Raw genomic sequence first — 22,522 nt, forward strand, 5'->3', positions numbered from 1 at the left:
GCCAGTTATCAAACAGGAGGAACAGTTCCATGAATTCGCCAGCACGCGTCAAGGAAAGAGCAGAAGAACAATCTTCAAGCATGACCACGGATCAGCAGACCGTTATCCGTATGCTCGCCAACGATCTGCATCGCCTCAACTACACCGTCATGAAGGCGGTCGAGGCAGGCGTTTCCGTGGAACTGGTCCGCTCGGCCCGTCATCATGGCGGCGACGGCAACTGGGGAGACTTGCTCATCCCTGTCATCGTCACCCACGAGAAATGATGGCGCTCTCGACCATCGCCGTCGCTGCCATGCTCACCCATCTGGGTTTTGGCAGCGACACAATGTCCAAACGCGCTGTTGTCCGTAAAATTCGATGAAACGGACTTGATATACCACTCGCTTTATGGTCGGATTTCCTCAACTGACCTCCCCGGCTGGTCCTGCCAGTCGGGGCTTTTTTTTGCCTCGGGCAATCGGGACGCGGTGGCGACCGCCAATACCGCAATCTGAATCTTGACTGAAAATTCACCGAACCCCGACAAAGCGGCGTCCCATGCATTGACGCCGGTGCCTCATTGATGGTCCCTGCATCCCGGCCCGGTTTCTGTTTTCGGGTCGCCTGTAGATGGTTGGGGCGGAAGCCGTAGCGCCTTGCCTCCAACCGCGGTTTGAACCGCCCCTTGCGGGGGCAAGGAATACGGAATTTTCATGTCTCTCCAATCTCTCATCGATAGCATCGCCACCAAGATCAACATCGATCCGCAGCTTGCCGAAAAGCTCGCCGGCTCGGTGTTTTCCGTGCTGCAGCACAGCGCGCCTGAAATCGGCAACAAGATTTTCGCGCTCCTGCCGGATGCGCAGCAGCTCGCCAGCGCCCACGACGTGCTCGCCAACAGCGCCGGCGGCATCATGGGTGCGTTGTCGGGCCTGATGGATAATGTGGCGGGCGAAAAGATGAGCGCGCTTCTGAAAGCTGCGGCCACGCTTCGCTCCAGCGGCCTTTCCAGCGACCAGATCACCGAAGCAGGCGGACAGGTAATCAACTATGTGCGTGACCATGACCCGCAATTGATCGACCAGCTGGTGGCGAACGTGCCCGCGCTGAAGGGCCATTTCGGCCTCTGACACATGGATTTTCTTTTGTGTGCGCTTTCTGCGACGGCGCACACAAAAGCTTGGCCAACCCATTTGTCATTGCGGCCTGTCACGGCTATCATGCCGATATCGAAATCATTTTCTGGTGATGGATGTCTGCTGATACGACGGAAAAGAAGGTTACGCGCGCGCCGCGTCGCCGTACGCCTGCCTATGTCAAATCTCTTCGCGGTGTGAAGAACTGGAAGCAGGCAACCGAATGGCTCGCCTGGCGCGACATCGAAGACATCGAATGCATTACCCCCGATCAGGCGGGGGTTGCCCGCGGCAAGATGATGCCGTCGAAGAAATTCACCTCCAATACCTCGCTGGCATTGCCCTCCGCCGTCTTCATGACGACGATTTCCGGCGATTACCCGGAAGACGGCTACGGCTTCCACTATCCGGAAGATGACGGCGACCTCAAGCTGATGCCGGATCTTTCGACCCTTTCGGCTGTGCCGTGGGAGTCCGATCCGACGGCGCAGGTCATCTGCGATCTGGTCTATCAGGATGGGCGCGCGGTGGAATTCACCCCGCGCAACGTTCTGCGCAATGTGGTTGCCGCCTATAACAAGCGCGGATTGAAGCCCGTCGTGGCGCCGGAAATCGAGTTCTATCTGGTTCGCAAGAACCCCGATCCCGATTATCCGCTGACGCCGCCCGTCGGCCGTTCGGGCCGCGCCATTGGCGGTGGTCAGGGCTATTCGATCGCGGGCGTCAACGAATTCGACGAACTGATCGACGATATCTATCATTTCTCCGAAGGTCAGGGGCTGGAGATCGACACGCTGATCCACGAGGAAGGCGCAGGCCAGCTTGAAATCAACCTGCGCCATGGCGACCCGGTGGAACTGGCCGATCAGGTGTTCATGTTCAAGCGCACCATCCGCGAGGCGGCGCTGAAACACGACATGTACGCCACCTTCATGGCCAAGCCCATTCAGGGCCAGCCGGGATCGGCGATGCATATCCACCAGTCCATCGTGGACAAGAAGACCGGGCGCAACATCTTCACCAATGAGGACGGCAGCGAAAGCGAGGCTTTCCGCCATTTCATCGGCGGCATGCAGCGCCATGTGCCGAACGCGCTCGTCATGTTCGCGCCCTATGTGAATTCCTACCGCCGTCTGACGCCGGACGCTTCGGCACCGGTCAACGTCAAATGGGGTTATGACAACCGCACCACCGCTTTCCGCGTTCCGCGCTCAGACCCCAATGGACGGCGCGTGGAAAACCGCATCCCCTCCTCCGACGCCAACCCCTACCTTGCCCTTGCTGCGTCCCTCGCCTGCGGCCTGATCGGCCTTGTAAACAAGATCGAGGCGGAACAGCCTGCGACCACGAGCGTCAACACCAAGGAAATCGACCTGCCGCGCGGCCTTATCGACGCGGTGGAACTGTTCGAGGAAGACGCGGAACTGCGCAATCTTTTCGGCAGTTCCTTCATGACCACCTATGCCGCCATCAAGCGCGCCGAATTCGAAACCTTCATGGAAGTCATCAGCCCGTGGGAACGGGAGTTTCTGCTGCTCAACGTTTAAGGGAGTAAGGGAGTAAGGGAGTAAGCAGATATGCGGGGGCGTGGCTGTGGCAATCAATTCTTATCGCGATATACTTGCGTGGCAACAAGCAATGGAGCTCGTGACGGTCATATACAAATCGACTGACACCTGGCCGAAAGAGGAAATTCATGGCCTTATCGGCCAGATTCGGCGCGCTGCCGTTTCCGTGCCAGCCAATATTGCCGAAGGTTACGGACGCGACACGCGCGGTTCCTACCAGCAGTTTCTGCGTATTGCTCAAGGCTCACTGAAAGAAGTCGAAACTCACTTGCTCATTGCTGAAAGGTTGGGTTTCATCAGAAGCGAGAAAATGGAACCCATAATGGCCAAGAGTGAAAGTGTCGGAAAACTGCTACGGCTTCTGATCCGCAAATTATCGGAAACCTGACATACTCCCCTATTCCCTTATTCCCCTACTCCCTTAAACGGAATCGCCCATGCCCTACCAGTCCCCAATCTCGCCCGGCTATTCCTGGTACGAGGCGACCGTTCCGGACCGCCCGCAATATCCGGAGATGGATGGGGCGCGGCAGGCGGATGTCGTTGTCATCGGCGGCGGGTATACGGGGCTTTCGGCGGCTTATCATCTCGCAAGGCAGGGCGTGGACGTCACGCTGATCGACGGAGCGCGGTTCGGGGATGGGGCGTCGGGCCGCAATGGCGGGCAGTTCGGCACCGGCCAGCGCACATGGGCCGAAGACCTCGAAGCCCAATATGGCTTTGAACGCGCCAAGGCCCTTTTCGATGTGGCGGAGGAAGCCAAGGCCCATCTTCTCGCCTTTGCCGATCAGCACGGGATCGACATGGAATATGTGCCCGGCCAGATTTCGGTCGTGCACAAGCCGCGTTATCTGAAATCGTATGAGCGTCATGTCGAGCTGATGGCGAGCCGGTTCAACTATCCGCATCTGCGTCTGCTCGACCGTGGGGAAACGGCAAGCCTGCTCGGGTCCGAACGGTATCTTGGCGGCGTCTATGATGCGGGGACCGGCCACATTCATCCGCTGAAACTGCTGGTCGGAACCGCAAAAGCGGCGCAGGCGGCAGGCGCAAAACTGTTCGAAGACACCAGAGCCACCAAAATCAGCACGGCGAGCGGACGGGTCGAGGTCGAAACCGATCGCGGAACCATCGTCGCGAAAAACGCCTTCATCGCCGTCAATGCTTACGGTGGACTGCTGGAGCCGGTCAGCGCATCGCATGTCATGCCGATCCGCTCCTTCATCGGGGCGACGGTGCCGCTGGGCGATAACAGCCCGGTTATTCCGGGCGGTGAATCCATCGACGATTCCCGCTTCGTGGTGCGCTATTTCCGCCGCTCGAAGGACGGCAGGCTGCTTTTCGGCGGGCGCGAGGCCTATACAGCCGACAATCCGCGCGACATCAGCACCCATATTCGTCGCCAGATCGCCGAGATTTATCCGGCGCTGGACAATGTCGAGATCACCCATGCATGGGGCGGTTCGGTCGGCATAACCATGCCGCGCCAGCCCTTCGTGCGCGAGGTCATGCCGGGCGTCATTTCAGCGGGCGGCTATTCCGGCCATGGCGTCATGCTGGCCAACTACATGGGCAAGCTTTATGCGGAAACCCTTGCAGGCAATCGCGACAGGCTGAAACTGTTCGAAGAACTGCGCATCCCCGCCTTCCCCGGCGGCCGCACCTTCCGCTCGCCGCTCCTGTTCCTTGCCCTGTCATGGTATGCATTGATGGACAGGATCTAGGCCGGACTGCTCTCAGGAAAAAGGCGGGGTGCAGTCGGCACCCCGCCATTCTTACCATCGTCCGGTGCTTCATGTTCTACGCTACGATTGCACCTGCCTTCGCGGCCAGACGCTGATAGGTTTCCTCAACCACGTCCCGCACAGGGAGAATGCCGCTCATGCACAACAGCGCATGGATGTGCTGGCGGGCACCTTCATAGCCCATCAGCGGCGCATAGGGCTGCATGATGATATTGGCTTCCTCGGGATATAATTCCTGATATTCGGCAAAATTGGTGAAACTCCTGTAGCTGTCGCCGCGCATCAGGTAGGTCTCCACGGCAGCCCCTTCCGCCAGCACGGCATCATGGCTGTCGAGAACGATGTTGTAATAGTCGATCAGCTTGTCCATCGACACGCGCGCGATGCTCTGCCCGTTGACCAAATCCTTGACGCGGATCAGCACGTCATCGATGAGCAGCGCATGGTTGGGCGAAAGATAAAGGTCGCGCTGCGGTGTTTTCCCGTCGATGGCATGGCGCCTGACGCGGATCGGCATCACGCTCTCGTCCCATTGCATGCCGCCCTTTCTGTGGCTCTGCCAGCCGACCCACTTGACGGGGCGTGCGTCGCCCCGGACCGTAGTCACAAGATCGCCGACAGACAATGCCTCCACCGCCACCGGGCCGCCGGGCGTTTCGATCAGCGTTCCTTTCAGGAGACAATTGGCGCCGGAGCCTCCTCCGCCGCCACCGCCATGTCCGCCATGCCACCATTTCGTGCCCAGCGCCTGTGATGGACGGGAAGACACCGTTGCCGCAAACACGCCCAGCGCCGCAACCTTGGCGGCAGTGGCGGCTGTGAGGCCCAGAAAATGCCGTCGCGCACGACTGCGCGGCGAATGCCCGTTCTTGTCTGAAGACATGAATCCCTCCGCTCTTCTCGTTACGGCACCGGCCTGAAAATCAGCGTGGATTTCTAGCAAAGCACGATGCGCAGCTTCAAATTCCGAAGCGTCGTTCCGCGTTGCCCGGACCAGCGGCGCTTCGATGCTTTGCCCCAAGTTACGACTCCGATATTAGCCGATCCCGCCCCCGAAAAGATTCCTGCAATCAGGCCATAAGGCCTCTCGAATAGGTGTAGGTCCTACCGCTAAAGGTGAATTTTTCTGCCGTTGAGAGGCGTTGCCAGCGGTCGTTCCAACTGAGGTTAAACGCTCCCCATGAAAGTGTGATTTGTAACATGCTCAAAAATAGTATACCCCCCTATTCTAACAAGGGAGCGTTTCCATGAGCACGCATCACCATGCCGACCATTCCGGGCGTCATCCAGTCTCCGGACACGACCATGTCTTTCTGGGAGAAAACCACCGGCGCAATGAAAAGCGGACATGGCTCGTTATCGCCATCACGGCGACGATGATGATCGTGGAGATCATCGCCGGAAACCTTTACGGCTCCATGGCGCTCACCGCCGACGGCTGGCATATGTCCACCCATGCGGCGGCGATGCTGATCGCGGCCCTCGCCTATGTTTATGCACGCAGACACGCGCATAATGCGCGGTTCACCTTCGGCACCGGCAAGCTCGGCGATCTGGCAGGCTTTGCCAGCGCCATCGTTCTGGCGCTGATCGCACTCCTGATCGGCTGGGAAAGCTTCTGGCGGTTCAGCGCACCGGTCAACATCGGCTTTCAGGAGGCCATTCTGGTCGCTGTCATCGGGCTGATCGTCAATCTCGTCTGCGCCTGGCTCCTGAGGGACGACCATTCGCACCACCATGGCCATCATCACCATGAACCGGGCCACGATCATCATCACGGTCATGACCAGAACCTGCGCGCCGCCTATATGCATGTGCTCGCCGACGCACTGACATCGGTGCTTGCCATCGCGGCGCTTCTGCTGGGCAGTCTTTATGGATGGCTTTGGCTTGACCCGGCGATCGGCATCGTCGGTGCGGTGGTGATCGCACGCTGGTCGTGGGGGCTGATCAAGGACACCGGCTCGACCCTGCTCGACTACCTGCCCGATGGAGAAGACCTGCCGGACGAGATCGCCGAAATCATCAGCCGCGAGGGCGGGGAGATCGCCGACCTGCATGTCTGGCAGCTCGGGCCGGGCCATCACGGCGCCATCGTTTCCATCATCGCGGAGGAGCCGCGAGCGCCGTCCTATTATCGGAACAAGCTTGCTGCAATCCATGATTTGTCGCATGTGACGGTGGAGGTTGAACCGCGCACCGCGTGAATGCCAGCTACATTGCCATGAAGGACCGAAGCGCTCATGACCCATACCATCCGCGAGAAGCAGAAGCTCATCAACCGCGTGCGCCGCATTCGTGGCCAGCTGGAGGGCGTGGAACGGATGCTCGAAGACGAAAAGGGCTGCGCGGAAGTCATGCAGGTGATTGCGGGCGTTCGCGGCGCGGTCAACGGGCTGATGGCGGAAGTGATCGAAGACCATATTCTCGTGCATGTGGCCGATGGCGCCCTTCCGCAAAAGGAGCGTGATGAAGGCGCAGGCGAACTTGTCGACGTGGTTCGCGCCTATCTGAAATAAACCACATGTTGACATGCGCCCGAAGCAGGAATAGCTAGACGGCATGAACAAAGCACGCATCAGCACCCGGTCTTATTACGCCCCGCGCACATAGCGGCGGGTTTGCTTTGTCATAGTTCAACCGCTGCATTGCCAGCGGTTGAGTTTCAAGGACAGCGCCTCTGGCCATGCGGCCCTTAAGAGGTCAGTCCATGTCTCGCGACAGAAATCAGCATACGAAAATCGGCATTATCGGCTTTGGTGCATTCGGGCAGCTTATTGCCCGTCACCTGAACCCGTATTTCCGGCTCTATGCTTACGATCCCGCCGCAGAGCTGGAACAGACCGCACTTCTGCACGGCGTTGCCCTGGCCTCCGTGGAGCAGGTTGCGGCCTGCGATATCGTCATCCTTGCAACGCCGGTTGCGACGCTCGAAAGCGTGGTGGATAAGATCGCCCCGCATCTTTGCCCCGGCACGCTCGTTCTTGATGTCGGCTCGGTCAAGGTCGGGCCTGCCGACATCATGCGGCGTGGTCTACCGGCGCATGTCGATATCGTCGCCACGCATCCGCTGTTCGGTCCGCAAAGCGCGCGCCACGGCATTGCCGGACTGAAAATCGCCGTCTGCCCCGTGCGCGGCACGCGCTTCCACCGCGTTGCGGCCTTCCTGAAAAAGCACCTTTCCCTCGATGTCATCATAACGACACCGGAGGACCACGACCGCGAGGCGGCAATGGTTCAGGGCCTGACGCATCTGATCGCCCGGGTTCTGGTGCAGATGGAGCCATTGCCAACCCGCATGACGACGAAGAGCTTCGATCTTCTGATGCAGGCGGTCGGCATGGTGCGTCACGATGCGCCGGAAGTATTTCAGGCCATCGAACACGCCAACCCCTACGCTCCGCAGGTGCGAAGGCACTTCTTCGCACTGGCCGATCAGATCAATGAGGAACTGGCGCGCGTGCAGCCCATGGCTGCCAGAGAGGAGGCTGCATAATCGCATCCCCCCGACAAATGCCGCTACAGGGGCATTTCGGAAGTCTGCTTGACCGTCTGGCTCGGTACGTCGGTCTTCAGGTTCTGAACGCCCTTGATCCGGCTCAGATATTCCGACTGGAAGCGGCGGTAATCCTCGATATCCGCCGCGACCACCCGGATCATCGCATCATAGTCGCCCAGCATGAAATAGCATTCGAGCACCTGCGGCAGCTTCAGGATTTCCTTGGCGAAGGTCTGCAGCGTCTCCTCGTCCTGCTGGTCCAGCCGGATGCGCGTGAAGAAAGTCAAACCCTTGCCGACCTTGGCCGGGTTCAACACGGCGACATAGCGGTCGATCACGCCCGCCTCTTCCAGAAGCTTCACCCGCCGCAAGCAGGGCGAAGGCGACAGGCCAACCTCGCGTGCGAGGTCGTTATTGGCGATGCGGCCATCGCGCTGCAGCACGCGGAGAATCCGTTTATCGATCTCATCCAGTTTCATTGGCTTCAGATTCCATTTATGGCGATATCTGTGGCATTTCCTGCCAAACATTGACCCATACCGGCGTAATTCGCAACCAAATTGCCGAAGAGAACGGTTATAGTTGCGAAACCTCTCAAGAAAGCCCGCAAGAGACTGACCAAGGGGCGGCCGCGAACCAGCGGCCAGCCACAGTATCTTGCAGCCAGATGAGACGCCCGACGCTGCACAAGCGCCGCCAAACAACCAGACAGAGCGCACCGCTCCAGCAGGAATTCTATGGATATTTCACAGGCCTATGCGCCTCAAAAAAGCAGATCCGGGCGCGGCTCGGAATTCCGTCGCGGGGCCGCAGCCGGTCTGCCGGTTCTGCTTGGCATCATTCCCTATGCGCTGGTGCTGGGCGCGCAGGCTGCTCAAAAAGGCCTCAGCATCGTGGAAGTGCCGCTGATGACCGGACTGAACTTTGCAGGCGGGTCGGAATTTGCGGCCATCCAGCTCTGGACCTCACCGCCGCATGTCCTGCTGATCGTCGCCATCACCTTTCTGGTCAACAGCCGCCACCTGCTGATGGGTGCGGCGCTGGCCCCGTTCATCCGCCATCTGCCCAAGCGCAAGGCATTCGCCAGCCTGTTTCTGATGTGCGATGAAAGCTGGGCGCTCGGCCTTGCCGATGCCAAACGCCGCCAGTCGAAGGGCATCAATCCGGCCTTGAGCCTCACCTTCTATGCCGGCGTGGCGATTCCTTTCTACCTTGCATGGGTTTTATTCACCACGCTGGGCGCTGCCTTTGGGCCGATGATGGGAGACCTGCGCCCCTATGGTTTCGACATGGCGTTTCCGGCGGTATTTCTGGTGCTGCTGGCGGGCATGTGGAAAGGCTTCGCGGCCGCGCGGCCCTGGCTGGTCAGCCTTGTCGTGGCCGCACTGACCTATCTCACCATTCCCGGCGCCTGGTATGTCGCCGCCGGGGCCTTGTCCGGTCTCGTTGCAGCCTATCTGCTGGCAGGTGAAGAATGATCGATCCGTTAGCTGTTCTGACCATCGTCCTGATGGCAAGCGTCACCTATCTCACGCGGATCGGCGGCTATGTGCTGCTGCGCAACCGCACGCTCAGCAAACGTGCAACGGCGGTGATGGAAGCAGCCCCCGGCTGCGTCCTGATCTCGGTCATCGCGCCCGATTTCGTGTCGGACAAGCCTGCCGACCTGATAGCGCTCGCGATCACCATCTTCGCTGCAACGCGCTTTTCCATGCTGCCGACCGTGCTGATCGGCATCGGCGCGGCGGGGCTTTGCCGCTATTTCATCGGATAGCCGCGCTCCAGTTCAGTGCAAGTGCTTCAGCTTGTCGGGATTGCGTACGACATAAATCCCGACGATCTTTCCTTCTTCGATATCCAGCGCCGTCGTCTGGATTTCTCCATCGGCTTCTTGCGTGATGAAGCCGGGCAACCCGTTGATGAAAACCGTGCGCAAGAGCGCGGACTGGTTGCCGCTGAAATAGGCGGCCAGTTTCTCGTGAGTCTTCATCACCTCCTCGAAGCCGAAAACAGGCTTCGGGAAAGCCGGACGCTTGCCGCCGCCATCGGCATGAAGGTTCACATCTGCCGCCAGCATCGCACCAAGCGCATTCATGTCGCCACTGCGTGACGCCATGAAAAAGGCCTGCGCCAGTTCGAGCCCGCGCTGCCTGTCGACCTGAAAACGCGGACGCTCTTCGCGCACATGCTTGCGGGCCCGCGCCGCAAGCTGGCGGCAGGCTGCGGCATCGCGCTGGATGGTCCGCGCTATCTCGTCGAAATCCAGCCCGAAGACATCGTGCAGCAGGAAGGCCGCACGTTCCAGCGGCGAAAGACGCTCCAGCGCCAGCATGAGCGGCAGGGTCACGTCATCATCCGCTTCTTCTTCCACAACCGGGTCGGGAATCCACGGCCCGAAATAGGTTTCGCGCTGGTTGCGCCCTGATTTCAAAAAATCGAGACATAGACGGGTGACGGTGCGGCGCAGGAAGGCTTCCGGCTCGCGCACCTCGCTGCGGTCGGCGTTCATCCATCGGATGAACGCCTCCTGCACCATATCCTCGGCATCGGCGACCGAACCCAGCATACGATAGGCAACGCGGATCAGTTTCGGGCGCAGCGGATCGAAGCTTTCGGCTGCATCGCCTTGGGAGGATATGTCGGTCATCAGACGGCTGCCTTTGCGACAGGCTGCTTGGTTTCGGGTTCGAACCAGAGATTGAAGCCGACCGCCATGCGGTTCCAGCCATTGATGATGTTGATCATCAGCGTAAGGTTCACCTGTTCTTCCTCGGAGAACTGTGCCTGCATGGCGCTGCGTGCTTCTTCCAGATCGTGGCCTTGTGACAGGCGGGTCAGCGCGTCGACCCAGCCCAGCGCCGCACGCTCGCGCTCAGAATAGCATGGTGCTTCGCGCCATGCCGACAACAAATAGATGCGCTGTTCGGTCTCGCCCAGCGAACGCGCCTCGACCGTATGCATGTTGATGCAATTGGCGCAGGCATTGATCTGCGACGAGCGGATTTTGACGAGTTCGATCAGGCTCGCTTCCAGACTGGAGGCGATGGTCATCGAAGCGGCCATCCAGGATTTCATCGTGGCGGGGGCAACGTTGAACGGGTTGAGCAGAGGGGTCATGGTATCGTTCCTTTTGGTTGAAGGGCTTTCGATAGACATGACGAGCGGGCAATGCCGAATGTGACATGAGACAGAAAAAAATTTGAGCGCCTGGCGTTCTGGCGCTTATGCGATGGAGCAAGTCTCCCCCGTAGAGCGACGAAGGAAAAGACGCACGAGCAGGCCCCACGATCGGCATTGCATGTTTTGACTGGACAATTGGACTGCTGCATCTGGATGTTTACGCGGGTCTCCTCCCCGTTGCGATGGTATCTCCCTTTCGCTGTTCTCTTCGCACCTGCCGCCACCTTCCCGGCTTTTCATTGCCCGGCACGCTGCTTCGCCCCCGCCTCTTTCTCCGTTTCCCAATCCGTCCCTCCTTTCCTGTTATCCTCGGCCCGATCTCCTCACCGTGTCTCCCCTTCCTGAAACAACAGTTGCGTTCCTCGTGATGCCGGGCGGCAAAGAACATTTTTTGCGCTCCGGTGCTCGCGTATCCTTAACCCCGCTCCCCTCCGTGCTCGAAAATCGCTCTGTTCGCCACGACCTGATGAATGTGCAACTGTAGTGCTAGCTTTTCACCCGCGTTGACAACATACCAACTGGTCGGTATTGTTTGGAGAACAAGGCGGAGATTGCATCGGAAAGCCCGGCTTCCATTTGAAGTGATGTTGAGGAGGAACCATCATGACGAAAACGCCTTCCAGCGGCGACAGTCCGCCACGTCCTATCATCACCGCATTTGAAAATTCTCCCGATCGCGGCCGAGGGATGGCGCGGGACATGCCCGTTCGATGGGCGCTTGAAGAGACCGGGCGGGACTATGATATGCGCCTCGTCTCGTTTGAGGCGATGAAAGCCCGCCCCCACCTCGATCTTCAACCCTTCGGGCAGATACCGACCTATCAAGAGGGCGATCTGGCGCTGTTTGAATCCGGCGCGATCGTGCTTCATATCGCGGAGCAGAACCCCGGTCTTCTGCCGGATGACGCCAATGGCCGCGCACGCGCCATCACATGGATGTTCGCTGCGCATAACACCATCGAACCGGTAATCGTCGAACGGGAAATGGCCGGTTTTGTCGAACGGCAGGAAAGCTGGTACGAGCAGCGCATGCCGATCGTGGAAGCGCGTATCCGCAAAAGACTGGACGCACTTTCCGCCTGTCTGGGCGATAATGACTGGCTTGAGGGCGCATTCAGTGCCGGTGATCTTTTGATGGTGTCCGTACTGCGGCGGCTGAAGAGTTCAGGCATATTGAACGACTATCCGAACCTTGCCGCCTATGTCGCGCGCGGGGAGGCACGCGCGGCTTTCAAGCGCGCATATGACGCCCAGCACGCGGTTTTCCTCGCCGCATCGAAAGATTGAGCCTTTCTGCTGCCATCTATCCGCAGTCGAGTTCGCTCAATATCCATTCCCTGAATGCGCGGATTTTTGGCGTGGTGCGGCGGGATTTGGGATAGACCAGCCAATAGGCGCGACCATCGTCGCCGAGAATGTCGAAGGGCTGGATAAGCTGGCCGGTGGCGATTTCCATCTGGTGGAAAGCGGGCGTCAGGATGCCGACGCCCTGCCCTGCGGCAGCCGCCCGCCCTTCAATGTGCTGCGCTCCAAGCCGGTTCTGCGTATTGCCCGGTAATTGCGGGTTTTCGATCCCCGCCGCCTCGAACCAGATTTTCCACCAGGGGTCGCTCGCGTCGATGATCTTGAGCCGTAGCAGGTCGGCAGGTTCCTTCACCCCGCCGATGGTTGCGGCCAGAGCCGCGCTCAGCATCGGCGTGAAACTCGCCTTGATGAGCTGATGCGCTTCCAGTCCCGGCCATTTGCCGAAGCCGCTTCGGATCGCGATATCGACATTGGTCGTCGCGAAGTCGATCAAGCTGTCGGACGTGTCGAGCCTGACCGCAAGCGATGGATGCCGCATCTGGAACGAGCCGAGCCGATGCGCCAGCCAGTTGGCGGCAAAGGTGGCCAGAACGCTGATCGACAGGGTGCCCTCCGCATCCTCCCGCAGGCTGGCAAAGGCATTGCGCATCGTCTCGAACGCCTCCGTGATCGCGGGCGCGAGCTGCTTGCCAAGTTCGGTCAGCTCCACCTGCCGCGGCATACGCAGAAACAGGGGCGCGCCGACGCGCTCCTCCAATATCTTGATCTGGTAGCTGACCGCAGCCTGCGTCATGCCCAGCTCCGCCGCAGCGCGGGTGAAACTTGCATGGCGGGCGGCGGATTCAAAAACGCGAATGGCCGATAAAGGGGGAAGCGCTGTCGTCATGATGCATAAGTTCTCCTTATGCACACTACTCGATGTTCAATTGGAAAACAAAGGTTTTCCGGCGCATAGCTATAGGCAGAATTTAACAGGCGGCTGCCTCCCACAGCCGCTTCATCCGATAGGTGAGATCATGAAAAACCTCGATTCTGCCTGCGCGACCGCCACGCCCTGCCCGATCAGCCACGCAACGGAAAGCGGCTGGAGCGCGCTGTTTTCACGCCTGTTTTCGTTCAGGCGCACCCGTGTCACCATCAACGAATATTCGCCGGAGTATCTCTTGCGGGATATCGGCATCGGTGATGGGCGCACGCAATATTATTCGCGAGACGGGCATAAGCTGCCCGAATGGCGGTGACCCCGTCACGCGCTGATGACGGCAAAGCCGCGCGCCTTGAGGCCGCGACGGTCCTCGTGCAGATTGCTGACGAGGCGGCTGCGGCTTCCGTCCAGATGCGCGCCCATCAGCGCCGTCGCCTTTTCGGCATTTCCTTCGCGCACCGCGTCGAGAATGGCGCGGTGTTCGGCCCATGCGCGGGCAAGTGCTGCCTCGTCGCGCACCTCCAGCCAGCGCGCCCGTGAGAGGCGCTGCATGGCATCGCGCACGCCACGGCTGAGAAACTCGTTGCCGGAAAGCCGCGCCAGCTCGATATGAAAATCCATGCCGATCCGGTGCCATTCCTCGCGCGAGGTGTCGGCATCGCAACTGTCCAGCATGGCCGCAATCGGCTCTACGCCGTTGCGATCTTCCAGCGCGCAGGTCAGCTTTAACGCGGCGATTTCCAGCGCCTCGCGGTAGACGCCGATCTGTTCGATTTCGCCAAGATTGATCGGCGAAACCGTCCAGCCGCGCCCTTCGCGGCAGATCAGCCCCTCCGCTTCCAGCCGCAGAAGTGCCGCCCGGATCGGGGTGCGCGAGGCGGCAAACTGCGCCTCAATCCAGCGTTCGGTCAAACGCTCGCCCGGCCCCAGTTCAAGGCCGAGGATCATGTCGCGAAGCTGCGTTTCAACCTGCCTCATCTGTGACATTGGCAACCATTCTCCGTTTTAAGGCAGCGCCCCGATTGACAAGTCGTTTTGACAGGCGCATTCATGCATACCGTTTTGGTATCCCAAAATGGAATACATTGCAATCGCGAGACATGACATGAGCACCGCCCAAGCCGCTGCCGACGATGAGACCGCAGCCTGCCAGGAAAATGTGACCGCCGAAGACAACCCGGAACGCTACTGGAAGCAGAACCTGCTGATCTGCCTCCTCGGCTCCTTCACCACGCTCATCGCCATGTCGCTCCTTCTCCCCTTCCTGCCGCTCTATGTGGAACAGTTGGGTGTCGCGGATCATGCGGCGATCGTGCAGTGGTCGGGCATCGCCTACGGCGCGACCTTTCTGGCCGCAGCCTTCGTCGCGCCGCTGTGGGGCAAGCTCGGCGACCGTTACGGGCGCAAGCTGATGCTGATCCGCGCCAGCCTCGGCATGGCCATCGCCATGTCGCTGATCGGCATGGTGACGAGCGTGTGGCAACTGGTGGCGCTGCGCCTTTTCGTCGGCATTGCGGGTGGCTATTCGTCCGGCTCCATGATCCTCGTCGCCACGCAGACGCCAAGGGAAAAAACCGGCTGGGCGCTGGGCGCGCTTTCTGCGGGCATCATGGCGGGCAATCTGGCAGGCCCGCTGCTCGGCGGCGCATTGCCGCCGCTGATCGGCATCCGCGCAACCTTCTGGCTGGCGGGCGGCGTGATCTTTCTCACCTTTCTGGCCACGACATTCCTGATCCGCGAAGAGCGCAAGCCGCCCAAGCCGACGAAAGAGCAGAAGGCGGAATCCATCTGGGCAGCCGTCCCCGACAGGAAACCGGTTATCGCCATGCTGGTGACGGGCATGCTGCTGCTTTTCGCCAATATGTCGATAGAGCCGATCATCACCGTCTATGTGATGCAACTGATGGACGACCAGACGAAAGTGACGCTGATTTCCGGCGTGGTGATGGCCGCTGCCGCACTTGGCAGCATCCTGTCGTCCTCACGGCTCGGTCGCCTTGCCGACCGCATCGGCCATACGCGCGTCATCATCGGCGCCCTGTCGGTTTCCGCACTCCTGTTGATCCCGCAGGCCTTCGTGACGGAAGCCTGGCAGCTGATCGGCCTGCGCTTTCTGATGGGGCTGGCACTGGGCGGCCTCCTGCCCTGCATCAGCAGCGTCATAAGGCACAATGTCCCCGACCGTGTGGCGGGCGGCATTCTCGGGCTTTCCGTCTCGGCGCAATATGTCGGCCAGGTTGCCGGGCCGGTCGCGGGCGGCTTTGTCGGCGGTCACTTCGGCATGCGCTCCGTGTTCCTCGGCACATGCCTGATCATGATGCTCGGCGCATTTTATAACTGGACCGTGCTGCGCAGGAACCCGTAATTCTGTCATGGACCGAATCCCCAACCATGGCGGAACCAGCATGACAGCACATATCTTCGCGCCCTTTGAAACGCTCGCCGAAAGGCTGCTGCCCCATGCGCTCGAACATGGCGAGGACGGGTCGCACGACCTGTCCCACCTTGCCCGCGTCTGGAAGAATGCAGCCGCCATCCAGCGTCATGAAGGCGGCGATGCGGAAGTGCTTTGCGCCGCTGCACTGCTGCATGATTGCGTGAGCGTGGAGAAGAATTCGCCTGACCGAAACCGCGCTTCGCGTCTGGCGGCGGAAAAGGCGACGGGGCTGCTGCGCGATCTCGGCTGGAATGAAGCGAGCATCGGCCTTGCCGCCCACGCCATCGAGGCGCACAGTTTTTCGGCGAATATCGAGCCTGTCACGGTGGAAGCGAAAATATTGCAGGATGCCGACCGGCTCGATGCCATCGGCGTCATTGGTGCAGCGCGGTGCTTCTACATTGCGGGCCGCATGGGCAGTGCGCTTTACGACTGGCGCGACCCGCACGCCGAAAACCGCCCGCTGGACGACAAGCGTTTCGCGCTCGACCACTTCCGCACGAAACTGTTCGGCCTTGCCTCCGGTTTCAAGACGGAAACCGGAAAGCTCATGGCAGCCGAACGGCACAGGCGGCTGGAAGCCATCTTCGATGACTTCCTCGCCGAAGCCAACAGCTAGATTGGTAGATTGTGGTTATGGCGAGCCGAAAATGGTGGAGTTTGAGCACCGGAAGCGCAAAACAACGCCATTTGCAGGCCGCCAGAGCCACAATCTCAGATTGAGTAACCGCCGTCGATATTGAGTGCCGTCCCTGTCACCATGGAGGCGGCGTCCGAGGCCAGCCAGAGAGCGGCTTCCGCCACATCGTCGGGCGTCGAGAACCGGTCGAGCGGAATGGTCGCCTTGAGCGCTGCCCGGGCTTCCGGCGTATCCTCCTCCAGAAACAGCTTCAATGCCTCACCCTCGCTTTCGGCAGGGCAGATGCAGTTGACGCGGATGTTCTTTTCCGCCAGCTCCAGCGCCATTGCCTTGGTCGCGCTGATGATCCAGCCCTTGGAGGCGCTGTACCAGACAAGCCCCTTGCGCGGACGCAGCGCGGTTGCCGAAGCCGTGTTGATGATGACGCCGCTGCCCTGATGCTCCATGATCGGCACGACGATCTGGGTCGAATAATAAAGCGCCTTCATGTTGACCGCGGCGATCAGATCGAAATTGTCCTCCGTGACTTCCGTCAGCGGCATGTTTCGATGTGTGAAACCGGCATTGTTGATCATGATGTCGATGGAGCCGAATGCTTCAAACGCCGCGCGCGCCACGCGCTCCATGTCGTCCTTGCGCGAAACATCGGCCTGCACGGCAAGGCCGTTCTTGCCGATCTCGGCGAGTTCATCCTCAACATGCTTCACGTTCACATCGGCGAGAACGACCTTGGCACCCTCGGCTGCAAATCGGCGCGCCATGCCTGAACCGAAGCCCGAACCGGCGCCGGTGATGATTGCGACCTTATCCTGCAGCCTCTTCATGTCATTCTCCTTTGGCATAACGTCGTAAATCTATTCGTTAATTGGGTTTGCCCCAGAAACCCAAAAATCTGCTTCAATTCCGCTCGTTCGGGCAGGCAGCTCTATCTGCTTTCCCACCCTTCCGTCGAGTGCAATTCGATTTCAGAGCCTGAATCAAATAGGTTTTGAAGCGGGTTCTCAGGCGGCATCCGGGCGTGAACTGGTGAGATGATAAGGCTGAAGCAATATCTCGGCGGGAATACCCCACGCGCGATTGATCTTGTAGGCCATGTCCATATTCAGCGCCCTGCGCCGGTTGAGAATTTCCGAGGCACGGGAACGCGACCCTATGACCGCTGCGAAAGCGGACTGATTCAGCCCATGCATCTGCATATATGCCGTGATCGTTTCTATCGGCCCGGCAAGCGGGATCGGAAACTGTTCACGCTCATAGGTTTCGATCAATGCCGACAACACATCAAACCGGTCAGCCTCAGGCGAACCCACTTCCGGCAGCTTGTCAAAATATCCGGCAATTTCTGCCAGAGCCCATTGATAATCAGCTTCGGTTCTGATCGGACGAATATTTTCCATCACACTGTCTCCGGATTGATGCGATCATATTCCTTATGCGTGCCGACGAATTTCACCAGCGCGCGCCCGAACGGGTAAGCGACGTGAACGATCAGGCGGTATTTGTTCCCGGCGATATCAAAGATGACACGATTGTCCGCTACGAAATCAACTGTCGAACCAAACATCTTCTTGATGTCGGATGGACCGGTCCATTGCGCCTTGCTCACGAGAGAAAACCACACCACCAGAGGAATTTCGGCTTGCGGATGCCTGATCCAGAAATCCCTCAGGGTTTTGCGAGCGATGATCTGCATGAAGCCTAAGATAGTCTATTCCCATAATGGGAACAAGCCAAATGTTCCCAATCCGGGAATATTGTCTTGGGTTGCTTCACTTTCGCGGGAATGCGGCATTGCGACTGTTGAATTTAAATCGATTAGATAATAGACAAGGGCAGCGTTAAAATCGCATGCTGCCCACAGCCAGACTGATTTGCGCAAGAAGAGAAGAGAGCGATAGATGACCAGCCAGACAATCCCGGTAGAGCCCTTCGACTGCATCGTGTTCGGCGGTTCCGGCGATCTTGCCGAACGCAAGCTCATCCCGGCGCTGTATCAGCGTCAGCGTGCAGGCCAGCTCACCGACCCGACGCGTATCATCGGCGCATCGCGCAGCGCCATGACGGATGACGAATACCGACAGTTCGCACGCAATGCCATTCATGAGCATGTGAAGCCAGAGGAAGTCGACGAGAAGGAAGTCGACGGGTTTCTCGCCCGCCTCAGCTATGTGGCTGTCGATGCGAAGTCGGAAGAAGGCTGGGATGCACTCAAGACCCTGATCGGCAAGAAGCCGGAAAAGATCCGCGCTTTCTATCTCGCCGTCAGCCCGACGCTGTTCGGTGATATCGCCACTCGGCTGAAAGCGCACGGGCTGATCACCCGCGACACGCGCATCATCGTGGAAAAGCCGATCGGTCGCGATCTGGAATCCGCCATGGCGCTCAACGACACGCTCGGCAGCGTTTTCCGCGAAGACCAGATTTTCCGCATCGACCACTATCTCGGCAAGGAAACCGTGCAGAACCTGATGGCGCTGCGCTTTGCCAATGCGCTTTATGAGCCGTTGTGGAACTCCGCCCATATCGACCATGTGCAGATCACCGTCGCCGAAGCGGTCGGCCTGGAAGGACGCGCCGGCTATTACGACAAGGCGGGCGCGCTGCGCGACATGGTGCAGAACCACATTCTCCAGCTTCTCTGCCTTGTTGCGATGGAGCCGCCTTCATCGGTCGAAGCCGATGCGGTCCATGACGAAAAGGTCAAGGTTCTGCGTTCTTTGAAGCCGATTACCAATCTCAATGTCGAAGATGTGACGGTACGCGGTCAGTATCGCGCCGGTGCCTCGGCGGGCGGGCCGGTGCGCGGCTATCTGGAAGATCTGGAAAGCGACACCAGCAATACCGAAACCTTTGTGGCGCTGAAGGCCGAAATCGCCAACTGGCGCTGGGCTGGCGTGCCGTTCTACCTGCGCACCGGCAAGCGGCTTGCCACGCGCGTTTCGGAAATCGTCGTTACCTTCAAGCCGATCCCGCATTCGATCTTTGGCGAAAGCGCCGGCAAGGTGATCGCCAACCAGCTCGTCATCCGGCTCCAGCCCGATGAGGGCGTAAAGCAGTGGCTGATGATCAAGGATCCGGGCCCGGGCGGCATGCGCCTGCGCCATGTGCCGCTGGACATGAGCTTTGCCGAATCCTTCAGCGAGCGCAATCCGGATGCCTATGAACGCCTCATCATGGATGTGGTTCGCGGCAACCAGACGCTGTTCATGCGGCGCGACGAAGTTGAAGCCGCATGGCGCTGGGTCGATCCGATCCTGCAAGGTTGGGAGTTGAACAGCCAGCCTGTGCAGGGCTACACGGCAGGAACATGGGGGCCGTCATCGTCCATCGCGCTCATCGAGCGTGACGGGCGTACATGGCACGAAAGCCTCTGATTTCTGTCTTGGAAGGGAATGGAATGAGCATCGAACGGCACGATTTCACCAGCGGAACAGAACTGGCGCAGGCGCTCTCCGAAGCCATTGCGAACAAGCTGAATGCCGCCATCGCTGAACGGGGACAGGCAACGCTCGCCGTCTCCGGCGGCACCACGCCGCTCAGGCTGTTCGAAGTGCTCTCCCGCAAGATGATCGACTGGAACCTCGTTACGATCACCCTTGTGGATGAGCGTTTCGTGCCCGTCGAAAGCGACCGCTCCAACGAAAAGCTGGTGCGTGAGCATCTTCTGCGCGACCATGCGGGCGTGGCACGGTTCGTCGGCCTTTACAATCCGGCGGCGACGGCAGAAACGGCGGCGCTTGCCGCCGCCAGCCGCATTGATGCGCTGCGTCGTCCTTTCGACGTGGTGGTGCTTGGCATGGGCAATGACGGGCATACCGCCTCCTTCTTTCCGGGTGCGGACCGCCTCGATCAGGCGATCAACCCGAAAACCCGGGCGCTCGTGCTGCCGATCCATGCCGAGGGTGCTGGCGAGAAACGCCTGACCCTGACCCTTCCCATCATCGCCGAAGCCGAAATGCTGGTTCTGCATATCGAAGGCGCCGCCAAGCAGGCAACGCTGGAAAAGGCGCTTTCCGGCGATGACGAGAATGAAATGCCCGTGCGGGCTGTCTTCCATCATGCCCGCACACCGATCCAGCTTTACTGGAGCAGCTAGAGCGCATCCCGAAAAGTGGGAACCGGTTTTCGGAAAAGATGCGCGATAAAACAAACAGATCGAGCATTTCCGGCGATTCATGAAAAGCAGGAAATGCTCTGGTTATATCGGCAAAGGTGACACCCATGCCCACCGAGACGGCGCATAAACGCATTCAGGAAATCACCGCGCGCATTCGCGAACGGTCCAAGCCGACGCGCGAAGCCTATCTTGGCCGTGTGCGTGAGGCTGCATCCAACAAGCCGAAGCGGGCGGTGCTGGGCTGCGCCAATCTCGCGCATGGATTTGCCGCCTGCGGTCCGCACGACAAGGCGGCGCTGACCGGCGACGAGATTCCGAACCTCGGCATCATCACCGCCTATAACGACATGCTGTCGGCGCATCAGCCGTTCGAAACCTTTCCGCAGCTCATCAAGCAGGCTGCGCGTGAAGCAGGCGGCGTGGCGCAGGTTGCAGGCGGCGTGCCCGCCATGTGCGATGGTGTCACGCAAGGGTTCGCGGGCATGGAACTGTCGTTGTTCTCCCGCGAAGTGATTGCGATGGCGACCGCCGTCGGCCTGTCCCATGATATGTTCGATGCCGCCGTCTATCTCGGCGTCTGCGACAAGATCGTTCCCGGCCTCATCATCGGTGCGCTGGCCTTCGGCCACCTGCCCGCCGTGTTCGTGCCTGCCGGACCGATGACCAGCGGCCTGCCGAACGACGAAAAGGCCAAGACCCGCCAGCTTTATGCCGAAGGCAAGGTCGGTCGCGCCGAATTGCTGGAATCGGAGTCGAAATCCTATCACGGCCCCGGCACCTGCACTTTCTACGGTACTGCCAATTCCAACCAGATGCTGATGGAAATCATGGGCCTGCATCTGCCGGGCGCATCCTTCATCAATCCGGGCACGCCGCTGCGCGACGCCTTGACCCGTGAAGCGGCCAAGCGTGCACTGGCGATCACCGCGCTCGGCAATGAATATACGCCGGTCGGCGAAATGCTGGACGAGCGTTCCTTCGTCAATGGCGTCATCGGTCTCAATGCGACCGGCGGTTCCACCAACCATACCATCCACCTGATCGCCATGGCCGCTGCCGCCGGCATCAAGCTGACATGGCACGATATTTCCGAGATTTCCGACGTGGTGCCGCTGCTGGCGCGTGTCTATCCGAACGGTCTTGCCGATGTGAACCATTTCCATGCCGCTGGCGGCATGGGCTTTCTGATCCGCGAGCTTCTCGATGGCGGGATCCTGCATGAGGATGTGCGCACCGTCTTCGGCGAAGGTCTGCGGCCTTACGCCATCGAGCCGAAGCTTGGCGCGGACGGCAATGTCGTGCGGGAGCCGGTGCCGGAAAAAAGCGGCGACGACAAGGTTTTGGCGAAGATCCATGCGCCGTTCCAGCCTACCGGCGGCATCAAGGTCCTGACCGGCAATATCGGCAATGCGATCATCAAGGTTTCCGCCGTGAAGCCGGAACGTCAGGTTATCGAAGCGCCCGCCAGGGTATTCAACGATCAGGCGGCAATGCAGGCCGCGTTCAAGGCGGGCGAACTGACCGGCGATTTCATCGCCGTGGTTCGCTATCAGGGTCCGAAAGCCAATGGCATGCCGGAACTGCACAAGCTGATGACAGTTCTGGGCATCTTGCAGGATCGCGGCCAGCGTGTGGCCCTTGTCACCGATGGCCGCCTGTCCGGCGCATCGGGCAAGGTTCCCTCCGCCATCCATGTCACGCCGGAAGCGCTTGATGGCGGCGTCATCGGGAAAATCCGCGACGGCGATGTTATCCGCCTCGATGCCGTCAACGGCACGTTGGAAGCCTTGACCAATATTGCCCTGCTGAACGATCGCGGCGAGGATCGCCCCGATCTTTCCGGCAATGAACATGGCATGGGACGCGAATTGTTTCGTGCTTTCCGCCAGATCGCCGGTCGGGCTGACGAAGGCGCTTCGGTGTTCTGAAAAGGCCCAAAATGAAATTAAGGCAAAACAGTGATTTCAGCTGTTTTGCCTCTCAAACCA

The 22,522-nt window shown here is 59.7% G+C and carries 26 protein-coding genes; 17 read left to right on the forward strand and 9 right to left on the reverse strand.

Translation table 11 applies throughout. The features are described from left to right. The first annotated feature begins 29 nt into the window (after positions 1-29). From ABWW28_RS10855 to ABWW28_RS10875, 5 genes are all read left to right on the forward strand, one after another. Entirely contained in the window at positions 30-266 is a 237-nt protein-coding gene (locus ABWW28_RS10855; protein WP_006473055.1) for an SMc00767 family acetate metabolism repressor, read from the forward strand. A gap of 429 nt (positions 267-695) precedes the next feature. Beyond that, positions 696-1,112 (forward strand): DUF2267 domain-containing protein, encoded by a 417-nt coding sequence (locus ABWW28_RS10860; protein ID WP_021587386.1) that lies wholly within the window; start codon positions 696-698, stop codon positions 1,110-1,112. A 122-nt stretch (positions 1,113-1,234) separates the two neighbouring features. Next, positions 1,235-2,665, forward strand: a complete 1,431-nt coding sequence (locus ABWW28_RS10865; RefSeq protein ID WP_006469280.1) for a glutamine synthetase family protein — start codon at positions 1,235-1,237, stop codon at positions 2,663-2,665. A 46-nt stretch (positions 2,666-2,711) separates the two neighbouring features. Next, positions 2,712-3,074, forward strand: coding sequence for a four helix bundle protein (locus tag ABWW28_RS10870; RefSeq protein ID WP_025091029.1), 363 nt, complete (start codon positions 2,712-2,714; stop codon positions 3,072-3,074). Positions 3,075-3,123: 49 nt separating this feature from the next. Beyond that, positions 3,124-4,410 (forward strand): NAD(P)/FAD-dependent oxidoreductase, encoded by a 1,287-nt coding sequence (locus tag ABWW28_RS10875; protein ID WP_176587562.1) that lies wholly within the window; start codon positions 3,124-3,126, stop codon positions 4,408-4,410. Positions 4,411-4,486: 76 nt separating this feature from the next. Here ABWW28_RS10875 and ABWW28_RS10880 read toward each other — a convergent pair whose 3' ends face one another. Then, the gene (locus tag ABWW28_RS10880; protein ID WP_176587561.1) at positions 4,487-5,314 is read right to left on the reverse strand and encodes a Hint domain-containing protein; all 828 of its coding nucleotides are present in this window, start codon (positions 5,312-5,314) and stop codon (positions 4,487-4,489) included. Between the two features lie 364 nt (positions 5,315-5,678). Here ABWW28_RS10880 and dmeF point away from each other — a divergent pair, with 364 nt between their 5' ends. The 3 genes from dmeF (at position 5,679) to ABWW28_RS10895 (ending at position 7,927) form a co-directional block, all read left to right on the forward strand. Next, positions 5,679-6,638: a CDF family Co(II)/Ni(II) efflux transporter DmeF gene (gene dmeF, locus ABWW28_RS10885; protein ID WP_063620267.1), complete on the forward strand. Its 960-nt coding sequence runs from the start codon at positions 5,679-5,681 to the stop codon at positions 6,636-6,638. Between the two features lie 36 nt (positions 6,639-6,674). Beyond that, positions 6,675-6,950 carry a metal/formaldehyde-sensitive transcriptional repressor gene (locus ABWW28_RS10890; protein WP_176587560.1) on the forward strand — a complete coding sequence of 92 codons (276 nt, stop codon included), beginning with the start codon at positions 6,675-6,677 and terminating at the stop codon, positions 6,948-6,950. Between the two features lie 191 nt (positions 6,951-7,141). Then, on the forward strand, positions 7,142-7,927 hold the full coding sequence (locus ABWW28_RS10895) for a prephenate dehydrogenase/arogenate dehydrogenase family protein (RefSeq protein WP_176587559.1): 786 nt from the start codon (positions 7,142-7,144) through the stop codon (positions 7,925-7,927). Positions 7,928-7,950: 23 nt separating this feature from the next. On the opposite strand, the gene ABWW28_RS10900 is transcribed toward ABWW28_RS10895, so the two are convergent. Continuing rightward, the gene (locus ABWW28_RS10900) at positions 7,951-8,409 is read right to left on the reverse strand and encodes an Lrp/AsnC family transcriptional regulator (protein WP_006473061.1); all 459 of its coding nucleotides are present in this window, start codon (positions 8,407-8,409) and stop codon (positions 7,951-7,953) included. Between the two features lie 258 nt (positions 8,410-8,667). Between ABWW28_RS10900 and ABWW28_RS10905 the strand changes: the two genes are divergently transcribed. Together ABWW28_RS10905 and ABWW28_RS10910 are read left to right on the forward strand one after the other, a co-directional pair. After that, the gene (locus tag ABWW28_RS10905) at positions 8,668-9,408 is read left to right on the forward strand and encodes an AzlC family ABC transporter permease (RefSeq protein ID WP_176587558.1); all 741 of its coding nucleotides are present in this window, start codon (positions 8,668-8,670) and stop codon (positions 9,406-9,408) included. Continuing rightward, on the forward strand, positions 9,405-9,704 hold the full coding sequence (locus tag ABWW28_RS10910) for an AzlD family protein (RefSeq protein WP_006469288.1): 300 nt from the start codon (positions 9,405-9,407) through the stop codon (positions 9,702-9,704). Before ABWW28_RS10905 ends, ABWW28_RS10910 begins: the two co-directional genes overlap by 4 nt. 12 nt (positions 9,705-9,716) lie before the next feature. Here the strand turns inward: ABWW28_RS10910 and ABWW28_RS10915 are convergent, their stop codons facing one another. Both ABWW28_RS10915 and ABWW28_RS10920 read right to left on the reverse strand, forming a co-directional pair. Beyond that, positions 9,717-10,577: a sigma-70 family RNA polymerase sigma factor gene (locus ABWW28_RS10915; protein WP_176587557.1), complete on the reverse strand. Its 861-nt coding sequence runs from the start codon at positions 10,575-10,577 to the stop codon at positions 9,717-9,719. Beyond that, a complete protein-coding gene (locus ABWW28_RS10920; RefSeq protein ID WP_006473063.1) occupies positions 10,577-11,047 on the reverse strand; it encodes a carboxymuconolactone decarboxylase family protein in 471 nt (156 codons plus the stop codon). Before ABWW28_RS10920 ends, ABWW28_RS10915 begins: the two co-directional genes overlap by 1 nt. Positions 11,048-11,713: 666 nt before the next feature. On the opposite strand from ABWW28_RS10920, the gene ABWW28_RS10925 reads away from it, so the two are divergent. Beyond that, a complete protein-coding gene (locus ABWW28_RS10925; RefSeq protein ID WP_075041842.1) occupies positions 11,714-12,397 on the forward strand; it encodes a glutathione S-transferase family protein in 684 nt (227 codons plus the stop codon). A gap of 16 nt (positions 12,398-12,413) precedes the next feature. On the opposite strand, the gene gcvA is transcribed toward ABWW28_RS10925, so the two are convergent. Beyond that, on the reverse strand, positions 12,414-13,301 hold the full coding sequence (gene gcvA / locus ABWW28_RS10930) for a transcriptional regulator GcvA (RefSeq protein WP_176587556.1): 888 nt from the start codon (positions 13,299-13,301) through the stop codon (positions 12,414-12,416). A 130-nt stretch (positions 13,302-13,431) separates the two neighbouring features. On the opposite strand from gcvA, the gene ABWW28_RS10935 reads away from it, so the two are divergent. Continuing rightward, the gene (locus ABWW28_RS10935; RefSeq protein WP_176587555.1) at positions 13,432-13,656 is read left to right on the forward strand and encodes a hypothetical protein; all 225 of its coding nucleotides are present in this window, start codon (positions 13,432-13,434) and stop codon (positions 13,654-13,656) included. A 5-nt stretch (positions 13,657-13,661) separates the two neighbouring features. Here the strand turns inward: ABWW28_RS10935 and ABWW28_RS10940 are convergent, their stop codons facing one another. Next, the gene (locus ABWW28_RS10940) at positions 13,662-14,327 is read right to left on the reverse strand and encodes a GntR family transcriptional regulator (protein ID WP_176587554.1); all 666 of its coding nucleotides are present in this window, start codon (positions 14,325-14,327) and stop codon (positions 13,662-13,664) included. A 118-nt stretch (positions 14,328-14,445) separates the two neighbouring features. On the opposite strand from ABWW28_RS10940, the gene ABWW28_RS10945 reads away from it, so the two are divergent. Both ABWW28_RS10945 and ABWW28_RS10950 read left to right on the forward strand, forming a co-directional pair. Beyond that, positions 14,446-15,705: a multidrug efflux MFS transporter gene (locus tag ABWW28_RS10945; protein WP_247886185.1), complete on the forward strand. Its 1,260-nt coding sequence runs from the start codon at positions 14,446-14,448 to the stop codon at positions 15,703-15,705. 40 nt (positions 15,706-15,745) lie between these two features. After that, the gene (locus ABWW28_RS10950) at positions 15,746-16,396 is read left to right on the forward strand and encodes an HD domain-containing protein (protein WP_176587552.1); all 651 of its coding nucleotides are present in this window, start codon (positions 15,746-15,748) and stop codon (positions 16,394-16,396) included. A 95-nt stretch (positions 16,397-16,491) separates the two neighbouring features. On the opposite strand, the gene ABWW28_RS10955 is transcribed toward ABWW28_RS10950, so the two are convergent. The 3 genes from ABWW28_RS10955 to ABWW28_RS10965 form a co-directional block, all read right to left on the reverse strand. Then, on the reverse strand, positions 16,492-17,241 hold the full coding sequence (locus ABWW28_RS10955) for an SDR family oxidoreductase (RefSeq protein WP_006473068.1): 750 nt from the start codon (positions 17,239-17,241) through the stop codon (positions 16,492-16,494). 177 nt (positions 17,242-17,418) lie between these two features. Further along, complete coding sequence (locus tag ABWW28_RS10960; RefSeq protein WP_176587551.1) at positions 17,419-17,814, reverse strand: helix-turn-helix domain-containing protein; 396 nt, start codon at positions 17,812-17,814, stop codon at positions 17,419-17,421. Then, positions 17,814-18,110 (reverse strand): type II toxin-antitoxin system HigB family toxin, encoded by a 297-nt coding sequence (locus ABWW28_RS10965; protein WP_176587550.1) that lies wholly within the window; start codon positions 18,108-18,110, stop codon positions 17,814-17,816. The genes ABWW28_RS10960 and ABWW28_RS10965 overlap by 1 nt, the downstream gene beginning before the upstream one ends. A gap of 205 nt (positions 18,111-18,315) precedes the next feature. Here ABWW28_RS10965 and zwf point away from each other — a divergent pair, with 205 nt between their 5' ends. From zwf to edd, 3 genes are all read left to right on the forward strand, one after another. After that, positions 18,316-19,791: a glucose-6-phosphate dehydrogenase gene (gene zwf / locus ABWW28_RS10970; RefSeq protein ID WP_006469298.1), complete on the forward strand. Its 1,476-nt coding sequence runs from the start codon at positions 18,316-18,318 to the stop codon at positions 19,789-19,791. A 23-nt stretch (positions 19,792-19,814) separates the two neighbouring features. Continuing rightward, positions 19,815-20,513 (forward strand): 6-phosphogluconolactonase, encoded by a 699-nt coding sequence (gene pgl, locus ABWW28_RS10975; RefSeq protein ID WP_021587394.1) that lies wholly within the window; start codon positions 19,815-19,817, stop codon positions 20,511-20,513. Between the two features lie 125 nt (positions 20,514-20,638). Continuing rightward, the gene (gene edd, locus ABWW28_RS10980) at positions 20,639-22,462 is read left to right on the forward strand and encodes a phosphogluconate dehydratase (protein ID WP_176587549.1); all 1,824 of its coding nucleotides are present in this window, start codon (positions 20,639-20,641) and stop codon (positions 22,460-22,462) included. Positions 22,463-22,522 lie beyond the last annotated feature (60 nt).

The organism is Brucella sp. NBRC 14130 (assembly GCF_040371715.1).
GTDB lineage: Bacteria > Pseudomonadota > Alphaproteobacteria > Rhizobiales > Rhizobiaceae > Brucella > Brucella intermedia.